Origin of the sequence: Anabaena sphaerica FACHB-251 (assembly GCF_014696825.1) — a bacterium.
In the GTDB taxonomy this organism is placed as follows: Bacteria; Cyanobacteriota; Cyanobacteriia; order Cyanobacteriales; family Nostocaceae; genus RDYJ01.
Map to the genome: position 1 here is coordinate 48,062 of NZ_JACJQU010000022.1, position 22,914 is coordinate 70,975.

Below are 22,914 nucleotides of genomic sequence, written 5' to 3' on the forward strand. Positions count from 1 at the left end.
CCAAAGCAATTACACAATTTAATCAATTCTAGTTAAATAAAAATTAAGTAAATTTTACAGTCTAATAGAATACAAAATTATATTTATGTTGATGGTAAATATACTTCTGAATATTCATTAGCTATTTGCACAACTCATTTAGTAGGATATAGAGATTTAAATGATTTCCATAAATTCTAACTAACTCAGAAAACAACTTACTGTTTCTAGAGAAACAGTTATGGGAAAGAATGAGTGTATGTCAATAAATCAAAATTTTTGGTCAGATAATTTCTGAAATTGAGCAAACCAGGATATATTAATTAGATGTGTAACCAAAGCATCTATCTGAGAAAATAAATATGTCAACCACATCTTACATTTTTGTAGCCGGGACTAGTCGTGGTGTTGGTCAAGAAATCGCTAAATATTTGATAGCGCACAATATTAAAGTTAAAGCACTCCTGAGAACAGAAACTGCTGCTAAAGAATTAGAAGTTATTGGCGTTCATCCAGTTTTAGGAGATGCTTTAAATATCGATGATGTTGAACGGGCAATTTTAGAAAATGAACCTATTCAAGCTGTCATCAGTACCCTTGGTGGTTTACCTACAGATAGTGTCAAGCCTGATTTTATTGGTAACAAAAATTTGATTGATGCCGCAGTAAAAGCGGGAGTGCAGAAGTTTATTTTGGTAACTTCTATTGGTAGCGGTGATAGTGTAGTTGCTATGCCTCCCCAAGCTTTAGAAGCACTTAAACCAGTTTTAATTCTCAAAGAACAAGCCGAACAATACTTAATTAATAGTGGACTCAACTATACAATTATTCGCCCTGGTGGTTTAAAATCAGAACCCGCTACAGGAAATGGCATTTTAACCGCCGATCCGCGTATAGTGGGTAGTATTCATCGTGCTGATGTTGCCCAGTTAGTTTGTCGGTGTTTAAATTCAACTAATGCTAATAATCAGATCTTATCAGCATTAGATAGAAATATGATTTATCCAGGTTTACCAGAATTTGTAGAGTTTAATTTGGATTAGTTTTTGGTGATTGGTGATTCAATTGTGGATTTTGGATTTTGGATTTTGGATTGTATTGTGCGGCTTCCAACCTAAAATCTAAAATCTAAAATCTAAAATTTCTTGCCCTGTCACCTATAGTCAGCTTTACAATCCTAATACTTGCTTTGATTTTTCAAGTACCTCCTTGGGGCGGAATGGTTTAGTCAAATATAAGTCTGCGCCTACCTCAATTCCTTTTTGTTTATCAAATTCCTGTCCCTTAGCTGTCAATATCACTATGTAGATATCAGTCATTTGTAAATCATTTTTAACAATGTGACAGACTTGCAGACCATTCATTTTAGGCATCATGACATCAAGAAAGACTAGGTTCGGTTTTTCAGTTTTGATGGTTTCCAGTGCCTCTTCTCCATTTCTGGCTGTTAGGAGTTCAACTCCCTCGTCTTCTAATTCTTCTAGGGCTTGTTCCATCAAAATCAAAATATTAGGTTCATCATCAACAATGAGAATTTTTTGAGACATAAGGAATTAGGTGACAGGTGACAGGTGACGGTGTAAGAGGACGTTTGTAAAGTCCCTCATGGTGTATCAAACAATCTCTAAGAGGCAAGAGTAACTAATTTTCAGTTTACGCGATTACCGATCAGATAACATAATGAAAACTACATTCTCTAATTCCTTCTCAAACCGTAGGGCTTTCACTAAGTCACCTTCTTGAGAGAGGATAGAATCAATGATGATCATGTCAGGTTTGATTGATAGGGCTTTATTAATACATTCTTGCGGATCAGAAGCTTCAATCACACTGTATCCTTGAGTGTGTAGTACATCTGATATGGTTTTTAAGGTTGAAGCATTTTTATCAACAACCAATACCTTTTTATTGGAAGTAACTTGGGAAAGTAGTGAGCCAATTTCGCGCAAGAGTTGCTCTGTATCAATGGGTTTAGTGAGATAGCGATCAATCCCAATGTGATAGCCCCGTTCCTTATTTTCAATAATTGATAACATGATGATCGGAATATCTGCGGTCTGAGGATCATTTTTGAGGACGGCTGCCACATCAAACCCGTTGATTTGGGGCATCATTACATCTAAAAGAATCAGATCAGGACGGTGTGTTTTGATTTGATGAATTGCATCTACGCCGTCTTTTGCTTCCCGGACGTTGTAACCTTCGTTTTCTAGTTGTTGACGCAGTAGTTCTCGAATATTGACATCATCATCAACTACCAAAATGGTTTTGTGGTTTTCGTTTTGTAAAGTGTTTGTGGTGATGACGTGATCTTTGAGTTGTTTAACCAGAGCATCCAGATTCAAATTAGAACTTGTTTGGTGGATATCGCTGAGGTCGGTGGGAATAATAAACGAGAATGTGCTGCCTTTTCCCGGTTCACTCTCTACCCAAATCCTACCACCGTGATGATCGATGATTTGTTTGCAAATGGGTAGTCCTAACCCTGTACCTTTGGGTTTATCGGTGAGGGTGTCACCAACTTGCCGGAATTTCTCGAACACTTTCGGTTGGTCTTCTGGTGCAATGCCAACACCTGTATCAATGACGCTGATGCAAACACCATCTTTCCCTTGTTTGACGCGACAGGTGACAGAACCAGATGTGGTAAATTTAACGGCATTAGAAATCAGGTTGATTAGGACTTGTAGCAGTCGATTGCGATCGCCTACTATCTGCGGTAGTCCGGGTTCAATCTCTTTGAGCAACTGCAAGCCATTGGTTTCAAATAATGCTGCTGTGGAATTGCTTGCCCAATCTAATAATTCGCTGGCATCGAGGGGCTGCATTTGCCATTCCACCTTCCCTGCTTCCATTTTGGCGATATCTAAAACATCGTTAATCAAGGATGTCAGCCTTTCTGCTTCCGCAACAATAATGTTGAGATTGTCAGCTACTCGTTTAATGGTTTTCTGAAGCTTGCGGTCTTCGGTAGAAAGCATGGGGAAAACACTGGTTTCCAGCTTTTCTTTAATGATGGAGGCAAAACCGAGGACAGAAGTCAATGGTGTTCGCAACTCATGGGAAACTGTGGAGATGAAGTCAGTTTTCATCTTGTCAACTTCCTTTTCTGCCGTGATATCCCGAATTAGCAGTGCTGAACCAAAACAAGTAGCGGGTTCCTTGTCTGCTGTTCTTTTGAAGACGGCGGTGGCCACTGCTTGGCCAATACGTTCCTTAGCCAGTGGGACTTCTGACGCAAAGACCTCTCCAGGATGGGTTTGAGTGCGTTCCACCAAATCTGCTAAACCAGAGATGGGCAGTTCCTGGTAATGTCCATTCATGCTGCTGGTTGTCAATCCATACATGACTAAAAAAGCAGGATTAAAGTGAGTGATCAGTCCACTAGTGTCTATTACTAATAAGCCATCCGCTAAGTTATCCAAAATAGCATTTAAACCCTGTGCTTCTGCTAGGGTATTTTGTAGGGCGGCTGTCCTTTCTATAACTCTGGCTTCTAGTTCTTGATTCAGTTCCCGCAAAGCAATTTCTGCTTGTTTGCGAGCAGTAATATCGGTATTAATTTCTAAGGTGGCACATGGTTGACCAGATAAATCTCGTTGCACTGTCCAGCGACTCTGAACAATAATTGATCGACCATCGCGGGTGGTGTGTTGTACTTCACCTTCCCAGATTCCTTGTTGCCAACACTCTGCCTCGATTTCTTCTAGAGGTTTAGGAAAGACCGTCTTTAACAGGTCGTGACTGATAGCTTGGTTTTTCACTTCGTTAGCAGTCCAGCCGTAGAGCCTTTCTGCTCCTTGACTCCAGTGAGTAATGTAATCAGTGAAGTCACGGACAATGAGGGCATCACTGGAATTATTTAACATATCCAAGAGACGGTGATTTTCGGCCTCTGCTAACTTGCGGTCGTGAATATCTGTGCAAGTACCAATCCATTCCCGAATCCTGCCATCGTCTGCTAAGACAGGCGCACCACAAACAAAGAAGTGACGGTAAGAGCCGTCTTTGCTACGAATTCGGTATTCAACTTCATAGAGAGTACGGTTAGCCACAGCTGCTCCCCAGACTTGAGCGGTGTGACCGCGATCTTCAGGATGAACGGCATTAATCCATCCTCCATTGGCGGCTTCCTCTAGACTTTGACCTGTATAGGCGATCCAGCTTGCTAGTTCAAAGCAAATTCCTTCTGGTGTAGATACCCAGACAATTTGTGTGGTAGCTGTCACCAAAGATCGGTATCGTGCTTCGCTCTGTTTGAGAGTTGCTTGAGCATTTTGGCGTTCTTGTTGGGCGCGTTGGAGACTGCTCAAATTTTCGACACTACACCAGAGTAGGCGATAGCTTCGCTCGCCTTCGGCATCGCCATCCTTTTCCATCATCACTCCGGAAATCCTGACCGGAACTAGATGCCCGTCTTTATGGATATACTCCTTTTCATAAGGTCCATAGCAAGCAGTTGGTGCTAAATTCTCTACCATAGCTTGCTCGCTGGCAGCATATTTTTCAGAAGTAATCTGCCAGTGGTTGAGATTCAAGGTTTCGGAAACAGTACGCCCCAACATGGCAGCATAAGCAGGGTTAACATCAATCAGCGTTCCATCTGTTCGACAAAGTAAAAGACCAACTGGACATTGTTCAAATAGCTGACGATTATATTTATCAATTTGGTTGGACATAATAATTTGTAATTTGTAATTCGTAATTTGTAATTCGTAATGGGGGAAAAATAAATTCAGAATTCAAAATTCAACATTCAAATTTAACAAACTTCTGCCTCCTATTCTCTATCACCTTTTATCTCATCAATTTTCGTAGGACAATAGAACCAAGATAACAAAGTGGTGTAAAGCTTTAAAGAAATTGGGTAGTGTAAGAACATCTGGTAAATTTGCTCAGGAGACTCAGCTAAAACCTCTGTATTTTGATGTGAAAGTCGCCGAATTAATTGAGCATGACGGATTAGTAAATCCGTTGGTTTGAGTATAGGAATAGTTGCAGAAATGAATCCATCGGCATCAGGTGTAGGAGATGATTCAGGAGTGGTAATTGGTGGTGCAGTTTCTACTTGTGGGGCAAAATTCATGCCATTCTGCTCTTTAGAATTGGCCACTTCTGCACAACTCACCGGAATCTGTATCCAGAATTCTGTCCCTTCTCCCGGTTGAGAACGACACTTGAGAAGTCCTCGATGCCTGTCCACAACAATTTGGTGGCTGATGGCCATACCTAACCCTGTTCCTTTGCCTACCTCTTTAGTGGTGAAGAAGGGATCATACATCCGTCGCATTACCTCCTCCTTCATCCCCTGTCCGTTGTCTGTAATGCGAACCACCACCCCCTCGTTTTCAAGAATTTCAGTGCGAATGGTGATTTGAGGAGTATAGGTAGATATTTCTTGATGTTCCATTTTTTCCTCCAAGGCATCAACAGCATTTGACAGGATGTTCATAAATACCTGGTTCAACTGTCCGGGATAACATTCAATCAGGGGAAGTTTTGCATAGTCTTTAGAGATTTCTATGGCTGGACGGTGAATACCTGCTTTGAGTCGATGGTGAAGAATCATCAGTGTCCCATCAATACCATCGTGAATATTGACAGGTTTCATTTGGGCTTCGTCATGACGAGAGAAGTTTTTCAGGGATTGGACAATTTCTACTATGCGATCAGTACCTAACTTCATTGAATCCAGAAGTTTGGGAAGATCCTGGATAATAAATTCCAAATCTATATTGTCTAACTCTGATTGCAAAGCTGGGGGAGCAACAGGTAAAAATTTCTGATAGTCTTGTAACAAATGTAATAGGTCTTTGGCGTATTCGGCAACATACCTTAAATTGCCACAAATGAAGTTCAGTGGGTTATTGATTTCGTGAGCGACTCCGGCCACAAGTTGCCCTAGACTTGACATTTTTTCGCTTTGAATTAACTGGGTTTGTGCCAGTTGCAAGTCACGGAGAGCTTGCTGAAGTCTCTGGTTTTGGGCTTGTGCTTGTGTGGCGGCATGAGTGCTTTGCTCGTAAAGTAAAGCTTTTTCAATAGCGATCGCGGTTTGCGTGGCAAAGATACTCACTAGCTTGAGGTGTTCAGCTTTGTATACGTCCGTTTTCTGTGTGCCAATAGCGATCGCTCCCAGTATTCTTTCCTTCGCTTTCAACGGTACACAAATCAAAGCGCCAACGTTTTTCTGCTCCTCTAATCGCGGGTCAGTTTGCACATCATTGATCAGTTCTGCTCGACCAGATTGCACAATGCTACCAATAATTCCCTTACCAGGTTCTGGCTGATTGCTGTCAAAAAACACGCCAAATTCCGCAATAGTTTCAAATACTGTTCCATCTGAATTAAGAAGCAGAATCATCCCTGCTGACGATGCAATTAATTGACTCATTTCCTGAAGTACGAGTTGGGCAATCTGTCGCGTATTCAAACTCGTTGTCAGTTGAGTCGAAATATCCTCAAATAAATCAATTTCCTGGTATCTTTCTAACAGTTCTTTAGCGAGTTCTTTTTTCTCTGCTTCCTGTTTTCCTAGAACTGAGAGCAAATTCGCCACTATGATTGCTTGTTTTTCCCCAACTACCCAACCGATGATTTCTCCTGACACCTCAATTGGATATCTATTTTCTGAAGTTTGCTCTCCAAAACTCATCACTTTTGTGCCGTCTACTAGTTCGATGTCCAGGGCAATGCTAAACTGATGTACTAAGTCCTGAATCAGAGATAGCAACTCCTTTTTGTGAAGAATCTTTTTAAGGTTAACTGTGGGCATGATACACCTTATTTTAATAAAAATTAATTAATGTAATTAAAAATTGTAAAAGCAGGATTTTATCTGGGTTTTTAGGTTACAATTTGGCAGATCCTTTTGCAACCTGGTATTATTTATCTATTCCCCGGAGAGTTGTAAAAATATGGTTCTTTTACGCGCACCATCTAATTCAAAAAATAAGACAGCTTGCCAAGTTCCTAATCCTAACTTACCATCAACAATAGGAATTACTTCACTAGTGGTTAACATCATTGCCATGAGATGAGAATGAGCATTGATAGGTTCATCTTCAGGAACATCTCTTAAATGCAAGTCGTTATGTAAATATTTATCTCCTTCTGGTGCTAATTTTTGTAAAAATACTTTGACATCTTCCAACAGTCTAACTTCATTTTCGTTGATAGCTAAGGCAGTTGTGGTATGCCGAGAAAATACCAATACCTGACCGTTGTTAATTCCTGATGTATCTACAAATTCTTGGATTTGTGGGGTGATATTATGAATATTTATTCCTGGTTCAGTGGTGATTTCCAGTAATTTGTGAATAATTGGCATGGTTTGAGTTGGGGATTTGTCAATATTAAACCGCAGATACACGCGGATGCACGCCGATATTATCTGTGTTTATCCGCGTCTATCTGCGGTTATGATAAGATAATTTGTAATCCTTTGACTAATCTTTCTATCCCTGCTTTTGCTGTATCTTGTTGCAATGCACCATAAGCAACGCGCAGATAACAACCGTCTTCCATCCCAAAGGTTGTACCAGGTATGACTGCTACTTGATGTTCCTGAATCAATCTTTTCACTAATTCCAAAGCATCCATTTGGGTATGCACTTTCAAGAAAAAGTAAAAAGCACCATTTGCGGATGTGATAGTACATAAACCTTGGAGTTGGTTGAGTGCATCAATAACTATTTTCCGAGTTTGGGCAATTGTTTTTATATTATCTCTTAAATAATCTTCTTTTGCTTGTAATGCTCCCAATGCTGCATACTGAGAAATCACAGGGGGACAAATCAAAATAGTATCTTGCACTTTTTTGACAGCGTTTAATAGATGTTGAGGAATTAGCATATAGCCAATTCTCCAACTAGCAAAACCATAAGCTTTAGAAAGACTATAAAGGGAAATTGTATATTCACTACTTCCCGAAAATGCACCGGGTGAAATGTGCTTTACTCCATCGTAAGTAAAATATTCATAAGCCTCATCACTAATATGATAAATACCTCGTTCCCGACAAATTTCATTAACTTGTTTTAATGCTGCTTCTGAATATACTACACCTGTGGGATTGTTAGGCGAAATTGTGACAACAGCACGAGTTTTATTTGTAATTGCTGCTGCTATAGCTTCAGGCATTAATTGATATTTTTCGTCTGTTCCTACTAATACAGGATGACAACCAGCCATTGTAATTGCCATTTCATGATTGAAATAGTAGGGAGTATTTAAGATAATTTCATCACCTGAGCAAGTAATAGCTAAAATGGCATTCATAAAGCCCATATTGCTGCCGGCTGTGACAACAATGCAATTTTTATCGTTAATTTCAATGCCGTTAAATGTTGATAATTTGGTTGTTAATGCTGTTAATAATGGGGGAATACCTTCAACGGCTTTGTAAAGATTGTTTGTTGAGTCGTTGAGGAATTTTGGTAATAGTTCTATTGCTTCCGCTGGTGGGTTATAGTGAACTACACCCTGTCCTAAAGAAATTGTACCGGGAGAGTTTTTGATTAGTTCGCCAACTACGGGAATAATTGGCGATTGTACCGCATTCATGCGAGATAATTTATTATTCATAAGTAATAAGTAAAGAAGGCAGTATTGTTGATGAAACTTTTTAATTTGTTGCTTGTAAAATTTTTATTAGCAGCCTAATCACGCCAGCGATGAGGCGGTTTAATTGTTGGTTTATACTCAATTCCCCCTAATTCTGCTTCTGCTTCATGCAGTTTCTCGGAATCATCCAACAATTTCAAGAACATAATCCAAGTCAACTGGGGAAGTCGGTCTAATTCTCCATTTAGACCTTTAAGTAACTTGGCACAATTAAATATAAAACCTCTCTCCAAACCTCTCCCCTACCAGGGGAGAGGCTTTGACTCCCCCTTCCCTACTAGGGAAGGGGGCTGGGGGGTTAGGTTTATATTATATTTTTTAACGCCCACTTACTTATCTGTCCGCATGATATCACGCGCTGATTTTACCACGCTTCCTAGTTTTTGGGCGGTGGTTACGGGTTTATCGTTTTGTTTGGTAGTGCGTTTTGGCATCCTGAATTAATTATACCTAGCTTTAAAATCTTTAAAATTTCGTTGAAAAGTGTACATTAATCGTTGAATTTCATTTACTTGTCTAGGAATGATATTATGCTCCCACTTCTTTCGATGACTACTCAGCAATTTTTCAATATTATCTGAAGTTCTATTAGATATAAAATATATGTCTTCTTTTACATTCAAATCAGAAGCTAATCCTATAAAACTCCTACCCAAGTGTAATTGTAAATTGGATGTATAGTGCTTGCATTCGACGGCTATAATTACTTTTGTATGTCTAGGTTCATAGACCAGATTTCTACAGTTTCTAGCCTCTTCTTGTAAGATAACAGATAAATCGCATTCATGAGCAACTTGTGATCGTCCCTGAATCATGATACCCACATGAGCTTCTAACACAGGTTTATTATCAAATTCTATTACAGCATGAGTATAAGGTTGTGTTGTTACATAAATTTGCCCTGGACTCCTACGAAAAATTAAAGATTGAACTTCTTGTTCAAGGGGATTCTGAAAACTGATATTTGCACCTTCATTTTTAGCCGCTCTAATCAAAATACTAAAAATATAAGCTTCGTATAAATCTGATAAATCTGTTGAACTACTAAAACCTAGATTCACTAAATTTCCTATTCTACTTTTAATTCCTTGAAGTAAAGATGAATTAGATGAATTAACAGACATTATTTTTGAACCTCCAGGCGCAGAGAATTAAGTAAATTTTGTAATTCTTCAGCTTCTTGCTGACGTAGTTTTGCAGATTCATAAGGAAAAATAAATTTACGAACTTCTTCTTTTTCATCGTCTGAACTAAACAATATCTGTGCTTCTAGTCGTGAATCTGACATTTCTTCTATTAGGAATTTTCCCAATTCTTTTTCCAAGTCAACTCTATTTATAATTGCTCTTTCAAAAGCTTCTAATAATATCAATAACTTTTCTTGTGCAGAATAATCTTCTCTCTTGATTCTAGGAGTTTTTTTTTGCTTTGTCTTTTCTAATCTACCTTCTATGCTGACTATTTTACCCTCACGAATAGAATCATTTACTTCTTGTAGAACCCATCCCATTTTATAGTAATCAATTATTTCTTCAATTTGAAAATATAAATTTTCATATTCTTGTATATCCATAAGTATCCTTTATGCTGAATAAAGTAAACTTTGCAATTGGTTCACCGCGTCCCTCAACTCCTGAATACCCCCAAACCTTTGAGCAATTTTCACCACATTACCATAATTATCAAACTCCCGATTAGCCTTAAAAGTCGTGGGAATATTAAACTCCTCAACCCCCTTCTCTACATACTTATCTAAAAGTATTTCTAAAATTGCCCTTGCTTCCTCCCCATATTGTGCAAAAAAGTCAGACTTACCACGACGTAACCTTTCAGCCGATTGTTTGTAAGTCAAAACTGGAGCATCAAAGGCAATATGACATAATAAATCAAAAGGATCAGCTTCAGGAAAATTTGTAACTACTTTTAACTCATCAAAATCAATCCCAATATCTGCCAACAAATCAATAATTTCTACCCATTTTTCTGGAACTACCCAATATCAAAGCTTATCCCCCTAGACAGCCAATATACCAAAGCTGCCAATTCCACCAAAAATGATCAGGCAATTTAGCAACACGGAAATCAATCTGTCAACGCGTATAATTACTTAATAGACAAAAAAAATCGGGATGACTGGATTCGAACCAGCGGCCCCTGCGTCCCGAACGCAGTGCGCTACCAAACTGCGCTACATCCCGCCACAAAAATGGCAATATAAACTAATAATACCACAACCAGCACAAAATCACAAATCTTTCATCTTCCACAGATGACTTTGCTTGCTAGGATTATATCTGTATAACTAAACAATGGTAAAAGTAGACTGTGACTGTAAAACCAGACTGGTTGCGGGTAAAAGCGCCTCAATGGGAGCGCGTCGGTAACGTCAAAGAAATTTTGCGGGATTTAGCCCTGAATACGGTTTGTGAAGAAGCATCATGTCCCAATATTGGCGAGTGCTTCAATGCCGGAACCGCCACATTTTTAATTATGGGACCTGCTTGCACCAGAGCTTGTCCTTATTGTGATATTGACTTTGAGAAAAAACCTCAACCCCTAGATCCTACCGAACCCACACGACTAGCAGAAGCAGTCCGACGAATGCAGCTTAATCACGTTGTGATTACTTCTGTAAACCGAGATGATTTAGCCGATGGTGGTGCATCTCAGTTTGTCCGGTGTATTACCGAAGTTCACAGCGTCTCACCTAACACTACAATAGAGGTGTTGATTCCTGATTTATGCGGAAATTGGAATGCTCTAGAAATCATTCTTCAAGCTGCACCAGAGGTACTCAATCACAACACAGAAACCATACCTCGTTTGTATCGTCGAGTACGTCCCCAAGGCAACTATGAACGGACACTGGAATTATTACAACGCACTCGCCAAATTTCACCCAGCACATATACCAAATCCGGTATTATGGTGGGTTTAGGTGAAACTGATACAGAAATTCGCCAAGTCATGCAAGATTTGCGAGCAGTAGATTGTGATATTTTGACCATTGGGCAATATCTCCAACCCAGTCAAAAACACCTGCAAGTAGCTGATTTTATCACTCCCGCACAATTTGCAGCTTGGCAAGCTTATGGTGAGGAAATCGGATTTTTACAAGTTGTTTCTTCTCCATTGACAAGAAGCTCCTATCATGCTGAACAAGTTAGAGAATTAATGAAACGCTACCCCAGATAGATCAGGTGACAGGTGACAGGTGACTGGGAAGAGAGCAGGGGAGCAGGGGAGCAGGGGAGCAGGGGGAGGTTAATAACCCAATTACCAATGACTAATGACTAATGACCAATGACTAATGACAAAATCGAGAAATCAAAATCTATTGTTATTTTGGGTGCAGGTGCTTGGGGTGCAACTCTAGCAAATTTAGCGCGGGAAAACGGTCATCAGGTGCATTTGTGGTCACGTCAGGGAACACTAAGTTTGGAGACAGTGTTAAAAGATGCGGAAATAGTCCTGTCTGCTATCTCCATGAAAGGTGTCAGAGATGTAGCTTCATTAGTCAAGTCTTTCCCCTTGTCTCCAGAGACAATATTTGTTACAGCCACAAAAGGCTTAGATCCTCAAACTACCTCCACTCCATCGCAAATTTGGCAAACAGAATTTCCAGATCATTCAGTAGTTGTCCTTTCAGGTCCTAATTTATCTGAAGAAATTGCACAGTCATTACCAGCTGCTACCGTAGTAGCCAGCAAAAATACTGCTGCTGCAAAAATCGTGCAACAAGTCTTTTCTTCTAGTCGTTTTCGTGTGTATACTAACCCTGATCCGGTAGGTGTAGAACTAGGTGGTACACTCAAGAACGTGATGGCGATCGCAGCTGGTGTCTGTGATGGTTTACATCTGGGAACCAATGCCAAAGCAGCCTTAGTAACCCGTGGGTTAGCGGAAATAATTCGTATTGGGAGAACTTTTGGCGCAAAACCGGAAACATTTTACGGTTTATCCGGTCTAGGAGATTTGTTAGCGACCTGCAACAGCCCTTTAAGTCGCAATTACCAAGTTGGCTACCAGCTGGCTAGTGGGAAAACGCTGACAGAAATTCTCGCTACTTTACCAGGAACCGCTGAAGGAGTGAACACCTGCCGAGTTTTGATGCAAATATCCGAGCAACAAAATATTACTATCCCTATTACTGAGCAAGTTTATCGGTTACTTGAAACTGAAGTTACACCTCAACAAGCTCTTGATGAACTAATGTTAAGAGATATCAAACCAGAGTATCACCAATAAAGTTATGGCTTGCCCTATGCTGGTCTATCAGCATTATTCCGTAAGTCACACAGGTTAATTGCCAAATAATCACTAAAAAAATTGTTAAATCGTCAGGAAAATACTTCCCTGCTCATGTAAAGATAACCATGTAGTTTATCAACAGCAAAATTACTAGGAATATTGTTATGCTTAGTTATACAAGTAACTCTTTATTCCCCAAAATTTCCCTGTTGACTAGGTAAATTCTTATTTCCAGCTAGGCTGTAGCTGGAAAAGGCAATGAGTTCAATCAAAAAACTACAGTCATTGATGAACTTCGGTAAAAATGTATCCCTAACAATCTGTTTGAAAATCTAATTTTATACTAGTCATATTTTTTTAGTCCGTGCAGGGTAAGTTTGTTTGTGTAATAGCGAATTATGTTCGCTACACAGTTTTCAGACAGCCCCACCAAACTAGTACAATCTTTTTTTGCAAAGAATTGTACTGCAAAGCTCAATTGTGTTATTTCATTGTGAATTACGGGAACAATAGCAACAGTTCATTAGCTGACCGTAATTTAGCTGACCGTAATCTATTAGTACATTCACAATAAGACATTATGCCAGCAACATCTTTCTACACAAATGCAGGCTACGATTCCCAAAAGTCTAGCGCAGCATTAAACTCTGATCTGAATATTGAAGAGGGTGATTTGTCCCTAGACGATCTGCAAGATATAGAAATAGCTTCTGTCGATCCTCATAACTTGGCTGCTAACAACAACCGCCGCAGTACAGACTTAGTACGTTTATACCTTCAAGAAATTGGTCGGGTACGTTTGCTAGGCCGGGATGAAGAAGTTTCAGAAGCTCAAAGAGTTCAGCGATATTTGCGGATGCGGATAGTGCTTGCTAATGCAGCCAAGCAAGGTGACGCTGTGATTGTGCCTTATCTGCGATTAATTGAAGTTCAAGAGCGTTTAGTCTCTGAACTAGGACATCGCCCCTCGTTGGAAAGGTGGGCTACTACAGCTGGTATCAACTTATCGGATCTCAAGCCCACTTTATCAGAAGGTAAACGTCGCTGGGCCGAAACTGCCAAGTTGACAGTGGCAGAATTGGATGAAATCCAAACTCAAGGACTTCAAGCCAAAGAACACATGATTAAGGCTAATTTGCGCCTTGTCGTGTCTGTGGCTAAAAAGTATCAGAATCGTGGCTTGGAACTATTAGATCTAGTTCAAGAAGGTACTCTCGGTTTAGAACGAGCCGTAGAAAAATTTGACCCCACAAAGGGTTATCGCTTTAGTACCTATGCTTATTGGTGGATTCGTCAAGGAATTACCAGAGCGATCGCTACCTCTAGCCGCACAATTCGCCTTCCTGTTCATATTACAGAAAAGCTCAACAAAATCAAAAAGGCACAACGTAAAATTGCTCAAGAACAAGGTCGCACTCCTACTTTAGAAGACCTAGCACTTGAATTAGACATGACACCTACCCAAGTCCGGGAAGTGTTGTTACGTGTCCCTCGTTCTGTTTCTTTAGAAACCAAGGTAGGAAAAGATAAAGATACTGAGTTAGGGGAATTGCTAGAAACAGATAGTGTTACCCCAGAAGAAATGTTAATGCGGGAATCTTTACAAAAAGATTTGCATAATTTACTAGCAGATTTAACCACTCGTGAACGTGAAGTTATTCTGATGCGGTTTGGTTTATCCGATGGACATCCTTACTCATTAGCCGAAATTGGCCGCGCTTTAGACTTATCACGGGAAAGAGTGCGACAAATCGAATCCAAAGCATTGCAAAAGCTCCGCCAACCCAAGCGCCGTAACCTCATCCGCGACTATTTGGAATCTTTAAGTTAGAAATGGTGATTGGGAATTGGGAATTGGGAATTCGTGAGCAACTGACAACTGATAACTGACAACTAATAAATATTGTCAATAAGTCATGATTGTTGCAAATCGATCCCAATATTTGTTATATTCTCAATTAACAGGCTTTGTTGAGAAAATTTAGTATGACTGTCTACACAACTGGTTCACTTAAGGCAGAACTAAACGACCGGGGCTGGCGTTTAACTCCCCAACGAGAAACAATCCTACATATTTTTCAAGAACTTCCACAGGGTGAACATTTAAGTGCGGAGGATCTTTATCATCGCCTAGAAACTGATGGTGAAGGCATCAGTCTATCAACTATCTATAGGACTTTAAAGTTGATGGCCAGAATGGGCATCTTGCGGGAACTAGAGCTAGGTGAAGGACATAAACACTATGAAATTAATCAGCCCTATCCCCATCATCACCACCACCTTATTTGTGTCAAGTGCAATACTACAATTGAGTTCAAAAACGAATCAATTTTGAAAATTGGCGCAAAAACAGCCCAAAAAGAAGGATTTCACCTCCTTGATTGTCAACTGACTATTCATGCTGTCTGTCCCAAATGCCAACGGGCATTAATGCCGCTTTAACACCTGGAACGGCTCACAAAGCGTCCGCATAGTGTGCTGTAGGTAGGAAAGCCAGATTAAACCATCAGATATAGCAGGAGTCAGGAGTCACGAGTCACGAGTAAAACCCTTTTGTCGTGGGAGTTTTATTATCAATTGATCTCCTAACCACCCTGTCCATGGCTATAAATAACAGTTATCGGAGGCAAGTAATTAGTGGGGGGAATTTTCTGTTTTGTCGAAGCGGAAGGCTAAAAGCTTCCGCTTTTGACATCATCTTTTAAGATCATAAAACTGATGACATCATTTTTCTTCGATCGCACCTTCCGCTTGATGTACTAGATTTCGCAAATTTTCCAACGTTTCTCGATTTACATCTTCCCATAAACCCCGCTGGTGAGCTTCCAGCAACCTTTCTGCCATATCACGCAAAGCCCAAGGGTTCTTATCTTGAATAAATTCACATACAACCGGATCTTCTAGATAACTCTCCACAACACCCTGATACATATAATCTTCTACACATTGAGCCGTAGCATCATAGGCAAATAAGAAATCCACCGTTGCAGCCATTTCAAAAGCGCCTTTGTAACCGTGACGCATGACTCCCGCTATCCATTTGGGGTTAACCACACGCGAACGATACACCCGTGCAATTTCTTCTCTCAGTTGGCGGACTTTTGGCTGGGATGTGTTGGAATTGTCGCCAAAATATGTTTCTGGGTTTTTCCCTTGTAGAGAACGCACCGCAGCCGTTAAACCGCCCTGAAATTGATAATAATCATCAGAATCGAGCAAATCGTGTTCACGGTTATCTTGATTGTGTAGAACTATTTGCATTTGCTTCAAGCGTTGTTCAAAAGCTTCGATAGAGGTGGCAGTATTCTTTGTTCCTGTTCCCTGTTCCCCGTTCCCTGTTCCCCCGTAAGCGTAGGAACTCCAATTCATGTAAGCGCGGGCTAGGTCTTGGTCAGTTTGCCAGTTTTGTGAAGCAATTAAACCTTGAAGTCCTGCACCATAAGCACCAGGTTGAGAACCAAAGACACGATATAGCGATCTCTCTTGTGCAGTCTCCACACTTAAACCTTGTTGAGTCCATAAATTAGTATCTTGACGAACTGCATCTGCTAACGGGTTTTCCTCAGCTGGTTCATCTAACTTAGCAACCGCTTCCACCGCTTGGGAAAATAAATCAATCAAGTTGGGGAAAGCGTCGCGAAAAAATCCCGAAATTCTTAAAGTCACATCAACGCGGGGACGACCCAAAATTGATAAAGGCAAAATTTCAAAATCTACTACTCTTCGTGCTGCACCATCCCAAACAGGTTTTACACCCAGTAAAGCCAAAGCTTCCGCAATATCATCACCTCCAGTCCGCATGGTAGATGTACCCCAGACTGATAAACCCAGAGTTTTCGGATATTCTCCATGTTCTTGGGTGTAGGTTTCAATTAGAGTTTCCGCTGCTTTTCTCCCCACATCCCAAGCTGTTTCTGTAGGAATAGCGCGAATATCTACAGCATAAAAGTTTTTACCGGTGGGGAGAACTTCTGGTCTTCCCCGTGTGGGTGCGCCAGATGGGGCGCTGGGGACGTATTTACCGTCTAGTCCGCGTAATAAGTTGGTGATTTCTTGGTGGGTTTGTCGGAGTGCAGGGAGGAGTTTTGATTGAATCCATCTGACAACTGGATTCATTGGGGAATCGGAGGGACTGAAGATGATGCACTCGTAATTTATCAGCCTTTCAACTAGATCAGCGGCTTCTTCTTCTAGGAGTTCGACGACATCGCCGTGTGTACGACATAATCTGACTCTCAAGCAAATACGTACAGACGCATCCACGTATAAACGAGGGGTGAAGGGGGTGCTGAGGTCTGTGGTGAGGGGGTCAATGTCTAAGCCCCAGTCTTGAGCGATCGCACGGGTAATTCCCATACAATAGCGGTTGGGGATACGAGCGATCGCCACAACTAAATCTCGTAACTGTCTACCTTGGGGAACTTGTCCGAAAATGTGTAAACCGTCTCTAATTTGCGCTTCTTTAAGTTCACACAAATAACCATCCAAAGAATTTAAAATCAAAGATTCAAAATTTACGATATCTTGAGGATTTGTGATACCTAAATCTTTGTAGAGATTTTCCTTGATGACTAATTCTTGAATGCGATCGCGTAAAGTTGGTAAACGAGAAGGATCTAAACTTTCTGCTTCGTAATATTCATCAATTAAATTTTCTACCTGTTGCAAAGCCCCATACAGTTCAGCACGAGTCATAGGGGGTGTCAGGTGGTCAATAATTACTGCTTGGGCGCGTCTCTTCGCTTGAGAACCTTCACCAGGGTCATTAACAATGAAAGGATATAAATGAGGCATAGCCCCAAAAGCAACTTCAGGATAACAAGTATTAGATAAAGCCACACTTTTACCAGGTAGCCATTCTAAATTTCCATGTTTCCCAACATGAACAATTGCATCCGCACCAAAACAACTAGAGTATTTTTCCCGCACCCAATAATAAAAAGCTAAATAAGCGTGAGTAGGTTCTAAATCAGGTGCATGATAATTCAAACTAGGGTCATTTTCATAACCCCGTGAAGGCTGAACACCTACGAACAAGTTGCCAAATTGAATACCGGAAATGGGAAAGGCAGAGGAGCAGGGGAGCAGGGGAGCAGGGGAGAAAGAATTACCTATCTGTATATTTGTGTTTCCATCAGTGTGTGCGCCCCATCTTTTAATAATTTGTTGTTGTACTTCTGCTGGCAAAGTAACAAAATACTCGTGATATTCTTCTACAGAAAGGCTTTGATTTACTGGTTTCCAATCTTTGCCTTCTGGGTCATTGGTAACACCAGCGGTTAACATCTGAATTAATTCATCACCATCAGCAGGGATATTTCCCACTTCATACCCAGCCAACTGTAAAGCTTTGAGAATTTCCACACAACTAGCAGGAGTGTCCAGTCCTACGCCATTAGCAAGGCGGCCATTAGTGTTGGGGTAATTTGCCAAAATCAAGGCTATGCGACGTTCTTGGGGTGGTTTATGGCGTAATCGTACCCAATTAGCAGCCAGTTGGGCGACAAATTCAATGCGATCGCTCACTGGTTCATAGACTACCACATCAGTTTCTAAGTCATTATTGCGAGTCTGTAAGGTTTTAAAAGACACAGCCCGACTAATAATGCGCCCATCTACCTCTGGTAACACCACATTCATCGCCATATCACGGGGAGTCAAACCTTGTAACTGTGACTCCCACTGTTCAACAGAACTAGCGCAAAGAATCACCTGCAACACAGGTACATCTAATTTTTCCCACAGTTCAATTTGGGGTGTTTCCGTTTCCAACCGCGCTAAAGAAAAACTCGTGGTATTAAGTAACAAGCTAACATGATCAGAGTCTTTCGGTTGGAAAAGCTCCATCAACTCATTGCTAACACCCGGTTCACGCAAAGAAGAAACAAAAACAGGCACAGGTTGTAAATTTTTCTCTGCTAAAGCAGTACATAAAGCCTCAATAACCTGAGTATTTCCCGCCAAATAATGAGCGCGGTAGAATAAAATACCTACTTTGGGGAATTGGAAATTGGGGATTGGGAATAAATTATTCTCCTCTGCTCCCCTGCTCCTCTGCTCCCCATCTCCCCATCTCCCCACACGGGGGACAGCTTGCGGTGGTGGAGGATTGAATTTAGTTAACAGGGAGATATCAGCGATAAATTGGAGAGCATTCAGGAAATTTTCTATACCACCTTCTCTAAAATACTGCCATACTTGGTTAACAATTTCTGAGGAAACAGTGGAATGAGAGATTAAATCTGGATCAAGAGCGTCGTCTCCTGGTATTACAATTAAAGTTGTACCCTGACGTTGCACTATTTCCTGTACTACTTCCAAACCATACGTCCAATAGGAACGTCCTCCTAATAGGCGCAAAACAATTACTTGGGCAAGTTCTAACACTTGCTCGCCATAAGTATCTATACTTATTTGTTGCTGTAATTGCAACAGGTTGGCAACCCTTAAAGCAGGAAATTGTGCAGGTAATTTTGGTACTACTGCTGCTAGAGTTTGAATGTCGGTATCAGCAGCAGTAATAAACACGAAAGGGGCTGGGGTTTGTTCTAGAAAAATCAAACCTTCTGACTGATTCCATCCACCTGGTGTAGCACTTATACGATGCATAATTCTCTATTACTACCTTAAACTTTTGGTTAGTACACAATCACAAAAAACCAGGAAGGAAACCGTAGTCCCCTACGCACAGGCTACGTCAACACGCAGCGTACTGGAAAGAAGGGGGGCAAGCAACAAGGATTTTAGCCTACCCTTGCCCTTTGTCAGTTACCCATTGCCCTACGTAGGCATTCAGCCCATCTCATTAGAATTTTGAAAATGCTTAGTTCTCCCGATTTGAGCTTTTCTCGAACCTTGCCTTTGATTGTATTTAATCGGCTTGGGGAATTGTTGCAGCAGATGGCTCAAGCAGTAGGCAGTGCTGCTTTAATACTGACAGAAGCTGTGTTGGCACGAATTCGTATTCCCGTCGAATGGCAAAAGCAACGGTTTACGCTTGTGGTTTCTGAGCAATTTAGTGCGTTACTGCTAGGCAACATAGAAGCAGCAGAGGAAGAAAGCAGGGGAACAGATAAAGAAGAAATTCCCTTTGATTCCCTCAATGCTAGTTTGACATTTAATTCAGAAGCGATCGCTGTCTTTGTGTCGAAATTAAGAAATTTGTTTGAGTCTAATTCTTACATTTACCAAAACATCGCCCAATATCAGCAAGTTCTTTCTCCTAATGATGCGACGCTGCAAACTAAATTCACGCTGTTGTTATTAGAATATCTCCTCCCATTTGTTAACAAGGAGGTACAAACACCTAGAATTTCTATTCCTCTAGAGGGTTCTAGTTGTCAAGCCGTGGAAGATGCCTTGACAAAACAAATTGCCCAAGAAAGGCTGTTGAATCAGGTAACAACGCAAATCCGTAAAAGCCTAGATTTGCCAGTCATTATGGATATGGCAATTACACAAGTACGTGAATTTTTGGCATTAGATAGATTAGTAATCTATAAATTTGTGTCATCTCCAGTCAAGAATCAAAACACATCACTTAACTGTCAAGATTCACCGCCGTCGGTAGTAAACGCCCAATTTATAAAACAAGATTGTCAACAGTATGGAGGTTGTGTAGTCTATGAATCCCTGGCTACAGATTCCATTTCCTCTGTTTTAAATTATCAGGAAGAAGATTGGCTGACCCGAAATTCTCGATGTTGGGAAAAGTATCATCAAGGCTTTATTTTAGCTGTGGATGATGTAGAAAAAACCTATGCGTTTGAAGATTGTTTATTGAATTTTTTAAGAAAAAGCAAAATCAATGCGAAGTTGGCAGCACCTATTATTTTTGAAGACAAACTTTGGGGTTTGTTGATTGCTCATCAATGCAATACTCCCCGTAATTGGACTGAAAGTGAAAAAAGCTTGTTATCTTCAATTGCAGAACAGTTAGCTATAGCTATTCATCAATCTGAGTTAATGGGATCTCTGCGAGAAGCTACACGCACCCTGACTCAAGAAAAACAAACCTTAGAACAACGAGTGATTGAACGCACGATGGCACTGCGGGAAGCCCTATTGGCCGCAGAAGCTGCCAGCCGTCTTAGAAGTGAATTTCTTGCTACTATTAGTCATGAATTACTCACACCTTTAACTTATGTAATCGGGATGTCTTCTACATTATTGCGTTGGCCTTTGGGTGAATTAAGTCAACGACAACGGGATTATTTACAAACTATCCATGACAGTGGTGAACATTTATTAGAAATGATTAATGACATCCTCGATTTATCACAGATTGAGGCTGGTAAAACAGTATTAAATATTTCTGAATTTTCTTTAGTGAAGTCAGCAGAAAATATATTAGACTCCCTATTAGAAAAAGCAACAAGCGAAAAAGTCACCCTGAAACTTGATTTGCAAATTAATCCTACATATGATCTCTTTAACGCTGATTCTGGAAGAATAGAACAAATTCTCTGGAATTTATTGGCTAATGCCATCAAGTTCACCCCAGAAGGTGGTAGTGTCACTTTACGCCTGTGGGTAGAAGACAATACTGCTATATTTCAAATAGAAGATACAGGTATTGGCATACCAGAAGAGAAATTACCACTACTATTTGAGAAGTTTCAACAACTTGATACACCCTATCATCGTCGCTACGAAGGTACAGGAGTTGGTTTAGCTTTAACTAAACAACTTGTAGAACTCCATCGGGGTCGAATTGAAGTAGAATCCACTGTAGGCATCGGCTCTATTTTTACTGTCTGGATACCAAAACAATTGAAGTAGGGGCGAAGCATTCGGAAAATCAACTTGGGAAAAAACCGATAATTTATCGCCCAAATGCTGATGCTTCCAGTCCCGTTAGGGATACGCCCGTACAGGAGTCAGAATATTTTATAAGTTGGTACATTATCAAATAATAAAAATTCAACATGATTAATTTACAAAAAGGATTAATTGTTTCCTGTCAAGCACCTTTAGATTCGCCATTACATGACCCAATGGTAATTGCAGCAATGGCACAAGCATCTGTTAATAATGGTGCTGTGGCTGTACGGATTGACACACCCAATCATATCAAAGCCGTGCGGGAAAAAGTAAAAGTACCAATTATCGGACTTTGGAAGCAAGTCATAACTGGTTCTGATGTATACATTACCCCTCAGTTTCATCATGCTGTCGCAGTCGCTGAAGCCGGAGCAGATATTATTGCTATAGATGCAACTACCAGAAATCGTCCTGGTGATGAAAAATTAGCTGATATTATTACCCGCATTCATCAAGAATTAGGTAAACCAGTCATGGCCGATGTGGATACATTTACAGCCGCAGAATTAGCTGTAGATGCTGGTGCTGATATTGTTGGCACTACTCTATTTGGTTACACTTTTGAAACCAAAAGTTTTGCACCTCCAGGTTGGGAACTCCTGACACAGATAGTAGCAAAATTAAATACTTTCGTAATTTGTGAAGGTGGTATTTCTTCCCCAGACCAGGCCAGCAAAGCACTGGATTTAGGTGCAGATGCAGTTGTAGTGGGTACGGCAATTACTGGGATTGATTTGCAAGTTAAAGCTTATAAATCAGCATTGAATAGTGATTAATAGTTATTTTCTTACTTTGCGTCTTTGCTCCTTTGCCTCTACCCTACGGGATCTCCTGACGGAGATTGCGCGAAACTTTGTTCAATAAGCAAATCCCCCTGACGCGATATTCTCAACCTAGATTAGTTCGGTAGGAGGTTTGCGATCGCCTATGGCTTACGCCACGCTATCTATCGGCAGCGCCCTTCGGGCGATCGCTACTCCAAGCCCACCAAGCGCAAGTACAATGACAAAGGTAGAATTCTTGCCACTTGCGACGATGATCTGGTGTTGTCACAGGCGATCGCCTATTTAACCAAACTTGTACTGCTTCTCTACTGCTGGAGTGACATTTGGGACAGCAAAATTCATAAGCGTGAACTGCCTGATTTGTCCATTCTGGTGGTGTGGGAGCAAAAGCATCCATATAAATTATAAAATTGTAATCTTAGTAGTAATTTAATATACATATACTATTATG

Annotated in this window: 17 protein-coding genes, 1 tRNA gene and 1 pseudogene; 7 read left to right on the plus strand and 12 right to left on the minus strand. The window is 40.6% G+C overall.

Translation table 11 applies throughout. The annotated features are described in order from the left end of the window. The first annotated feature begins 341 nt into the window (after positions 1-341). Entirely contained in the window at positions 342-1,022 is a 681-nt protein-coding gene (locus H6G06_RS23625) for an SDR family oxidoreductase (RefSeq protein WP_190564508.1), read from the plus strand. Positions 1,023-1,148: 126 nt separating this feature from the next. Here H6G06_RS23625 and H6G06_RS23630 read toward each other — a convergent pair whose 3' ends face one another. From H6G06_RS23630 to H6G06_RS23675, 10 genes and pseudogenes are all read right to left on the minus strand, one after another. Then, complete coding sequence (locus tag H6G06_RS23630; RefSeq protein ID WP_190564509.1) at positions 1,149-1,526, minus strand: response regulator transcription factor; 378 nt, start codon at positions 1,524-1,526, stop codon at positions 1,149-1,151. Between the two features lie 114 nt (positions 1,527-1,640). Beyond that, positions 1,641-4,658, minus strand: a complete 3,018-nt coding sequence (locus tag H6G06_RS23635) for a PAS domain S-box protein (protein WP_190564510.1) — start codon at positions 4,656-4,658, stop codon at positions 1,641-1,643. Positions 4,659-4,759: 101 nt separating this feature from the next. After that, positions 4,760-6,754: a sensor histidine kinase gene (locus H6G06_RS23640; RefSeq protein ID WP_190564511.1), complete on the minus strand. Its 1,995-nt coding sequence runs from the start codon at positions 6,752-6,754 to the stop codon at positions 4,760-4,762. A 117-nt stretch (positions 6,755-6,871) separates the two neighbouring features. Beyond that, the gene (locus H6G06_RS23645; protein ID WP_190564512.1) at positions 6,872-7,309 is read right to left on the minus strand and encodes a secondary thiamine-phosphate synthase enzyme YjbQ; all 438 of its coding nucleotides are present in this window, start codon (positions 7,307-7,309) and stop codon (positions 6,872-6,874) included. 89 nt (positions 7,310-7,398) lie between these two features. Continuing rightward, positions 7,399-8,565, minus strand: a complete 1,167-nt coding sequence (locus H6G06_RS23650) for a pyridoxal phosphate-dependent aminotransferase (RefSeq protein ID WP_190564513.1) — start codon at positions 8,563-8,565, stop codon at positions 7,399-7,401. Positions 8,566-8,639: 74 nt separating this feature from the next. After that, positions 8,640-8,837 (minus strand): type I restriction-modification system subunit M N-terminal domain-containing protein, encoded by a 198-nt coding sequence (locus tag H6G06_RS23655; protein WP_242039834.1) that lies wholly within the window; start codon positions 8,835-8,837, stop codon positions 8,640-8,642. A 207-nt stretch (positions 8,838-9,044) separates the two neighbouring features. Then, complete coding sequence (locus tag H6G06_RS23660) at positions 9,045-9,728, minus strand: hypothetical protein (protein ID WP_190564514.1); 684 nt, start codon at positions 9,726-9,728, stop codon at positions 9,045-9,047. Next, the gene (locus tag H6G06_RS23665; protein WP_190564515.1) at positions 9,728-10,177 is read right to left on the minus strand and encodes a hypothetical protein; all 450 of its coding nucleotides are present in this window, start codon (positions 10,175-10,177) and stop codon (positions 9,728-9,730) included. Before H6G06_RS23665 ends, H6G06_RS23660 begins: the two co-directional genes overlap by 1 nt. A gap of 9 nt (positions 10,178-10,186) precedes the next feature. Then, positions 10,187-10,600: pseudogene (locus H6G06_RS23670) on the minus strand (type I restriction-modification enzyme R subunit C-terminal domain-containing protein); the annotation flags it as partial. A 128-nt stretch (positions 10,601-10,728) separates the two neighbouring features. Beyond that, a tRNA-Pro gene (locus H6G06_RS23675) sits at positions 10,729-10,802 on the minus strand. A gap of 127 nt (positions 10,803-10,929) precedes the next feature. Between H6G06_RS23675 and lipA the strand changes: the two genes are divergently transcribed. The 4 genes from lipA to H6G06_RS23695 all read left to right on the plus strand — a co-directional run bounded on the left by lipA (position 10,930) and on the right by H6G06_RS23695 (position 15,297). Continuing rightward, positions 10,930-11,799 carry a lipoyl synthase gene (gene lipA, locus H6G06_RS23680; RefSeq protein WP_190564516.1) on the plus strand — a complete coding sequence of 290 codons (870 nt, stop codon included), beginning with the start codon at positions 10,930-10,932 and terminating at the stop codon, positions 11,797-11,799. 108 nt (positions 11,800-11,907) lie between these two features. After that, positions 11,908-12,852 (plus strand): NAD(P)H-dependent glycerol-3-phosphate dehydrogenase, encoded by a 945-nt coding sequence (locus H6G06_RS23685; RefSeq protein ID WP_190564517.1) that lies wholly within the window; start codon positions 11,908-11,910, stop codon positions 12,850-12,852. A 583-nt stretch (positions 12,853-13,435) separates the two neighbouring features. Next, on the plus strand, positions 13,436-14,686 hold the full coding sequence (gene sigC, locus H6G06_RS23690; RefSeq protein WP_190564518.1) for an RNA polymerase sigma factor SigC: 1,251 nt from the start codon (positions 13,436-13,438) through the stop codon (positions 14,684-14,686). A 155-nt stretch (positions 14,687-14,841) separates the two neighbouring features. Continuing rightward, a complete protein-coding gene (locus H6G06_RS23695; RefSeq protein WP_190564519.1) occupies positions 14,842-15,297 on the plus strand; it encodes a Fur family transcriptional regulator in 456 nt (151 codons plus the stop codon). 282 nt (positions 15,298-15,579) lie between these two features. Here H6G06_RS23695 and cobN read toward each other — a convergent pair whose 3' ends face one another. Then, on the minus strand, positions 15,580-19,464 hold the full coding sequence (gene cobN, locus H6G06_RS23700) for a cobaltochelatase subunit CobN (protein ID WP_190564520.1): 3,885 nt from the start codon (positions 19,462-19,464) through the stop codon (positions 15,580-15,582). A 210-nt stretch (positions 19,465-19,674) separates the two neighbouring features. Here cobN and H6G06_RS23705 point away from each other — a divergent pair, with 210 nt between their 5' ends. Together H6G06_RS23705 and H6G06_RS23710 are read left to right on the plus strand one after the other, a co-directional pair. Beyond that, on the plus strand, positions 19,675-21,636 hold the full coding sequence (locus H6G06_RS23705) for a GAF domain-containing sensor histidine kinase (RefSeq protein ID WP_190564521.1): 1,962 nt from the start codon (positions 19,675-19,677) through the stop codon (positions 21,634-21,636). 146 nt (positions 21,637-21,782) lie between these two features. After that, positions 21,783-22,454, plus strand: coding sequence for an N-acetylmannosamine-6-phosphate 2-epimerase (locus tag H6G06_RS23710; RefSeq protein WP_190564522.1), 672 nt, complete (start codon positions 21,783-21,785; stop codon positions 22,452-22,454). A 166-nt stretch (positions 22,455-22,620) separates the two neighbouring features. On the opposite strand, the gene H6G06_RS23715 is transcribed toward H6G06_RS23710, so the two are convergent. Then, positions 22,621-22,860, minus strand: coding sequence for a hypothetical protein (locus tag H6G06_RS23715; protein WP_190564523.1), 240 nt, complete (start codon positions 22,858-22,860; stop codon positions 22,621-22,623). Positions 22,861-22,914 lie beyond the last annotated feature (54 nt).

Excerpts from the sequence above, each read along its gene's own strand:
- H6G06_RS23635 (WP_190564510.1), bottom strand. The coding sequence starts at position 4,658 with ATGTCCAACCAAATTGATAAATATAATCGTCAGCTATTTGAACAATGT.
- H6G06_RS23650 (WP_190564513.1), bottom strand. The coding sequence starts at position 8,565 with ATGAATAATAAATTATCTCGCATGAATGCGGTACAATCGCCAATTATT.
- H6G06_RS23640 (WP_190564511.1), bottom strand. The coding sequence starts at position 6,754 with ATGCCCACAGTTAACCTTAAAAAGATTCTTCACAAAAAGGAGTTGCTA.
- H6G06_RS23645 (WP_190564512.1), bottom strand. The coding sequence starts at position 7,309 with ATGCCAATTATTCACAAATTACTGGAAATCACCACTGAACCAGGAATA.
- H6G06_RS23665 (WP_190564515.1), bottom strand. The coding sequence starts at position 10,177 with ATGGATATACAAGAATATGAAAATTTATATTTTCAAATTGAAGAAATA.
- H6G06_RS23715 (WP_190564523.1), bottom strand. The coding sequence starts at position 22,860 with ATGGATGCTTTTGCTCCCACACCACCAGAATGGACAAATCAGGCAGTT.
- cobN (WP_190564520.1), bottom strand. The coding sequence starts at position 19,464 with ATGCATCGTATAAGTGCTACACCAGGTGGATGGAATCAGTCAGAAGGT.
- H6G06_RS23630 (WP_190564509.1), bottom strand. The coding sequence starts at position 1,526 with ATGTCTCAAAAAATTCTCATTGTTGATGATGAACCTAATATTTTGATT.
- H6G06_RS23705 (WP_190564521.1), top strand. The coding sequence starts at position 19,675 with ATGCTTAGTTCTCCCGATTTGAGCTTTTCTCGAACCTTGCCTTTGATT.
- H6G06_RS23685 (WP_190564517.1), top strand. The coding sequence starts at position 11,908 with ATGACTAATGACAAAATCGAGAAATCAAAATCTATTGTTATTTTGGGT.
- H6G06_RS23695 (WP_190564519.1), top strand. The coding sequence starts at position 14,842 with ATGACTGTCTACACAACTGGTTCACTTAAGGCAGAACTAAACGACCGG.
- H6G06_RS23625 (WP_190564508.1), top strand. The coding sequence starts at position 342 with ATGTCAACCACATCTTACATTTTTGTAGCCGGGACTAGTCGTGGTGTT.
- H6G06_RS23660 (WP_190564514.1), bottom strand. The coding sequence starts at position 9,728 with ATGTCTGTTAATTCATCTAATTCATCTTTACTTCAAGGAATTAAAAGT.
- sigC (WP_190564518.1), top strand. The coding sequence starts at position 13,436 with ATGCCAGCAACATCTTTCTACACAAATGCAGGCTACGATTCCCAAAAG.
- H6G06_RS23710 (WP_190564522.1), top strand. The coding sequence starts at position 21,783 with ATGATTAATTTACAAAAAGGATTAATTGTTTCCTGTCAAGCACCTTTA.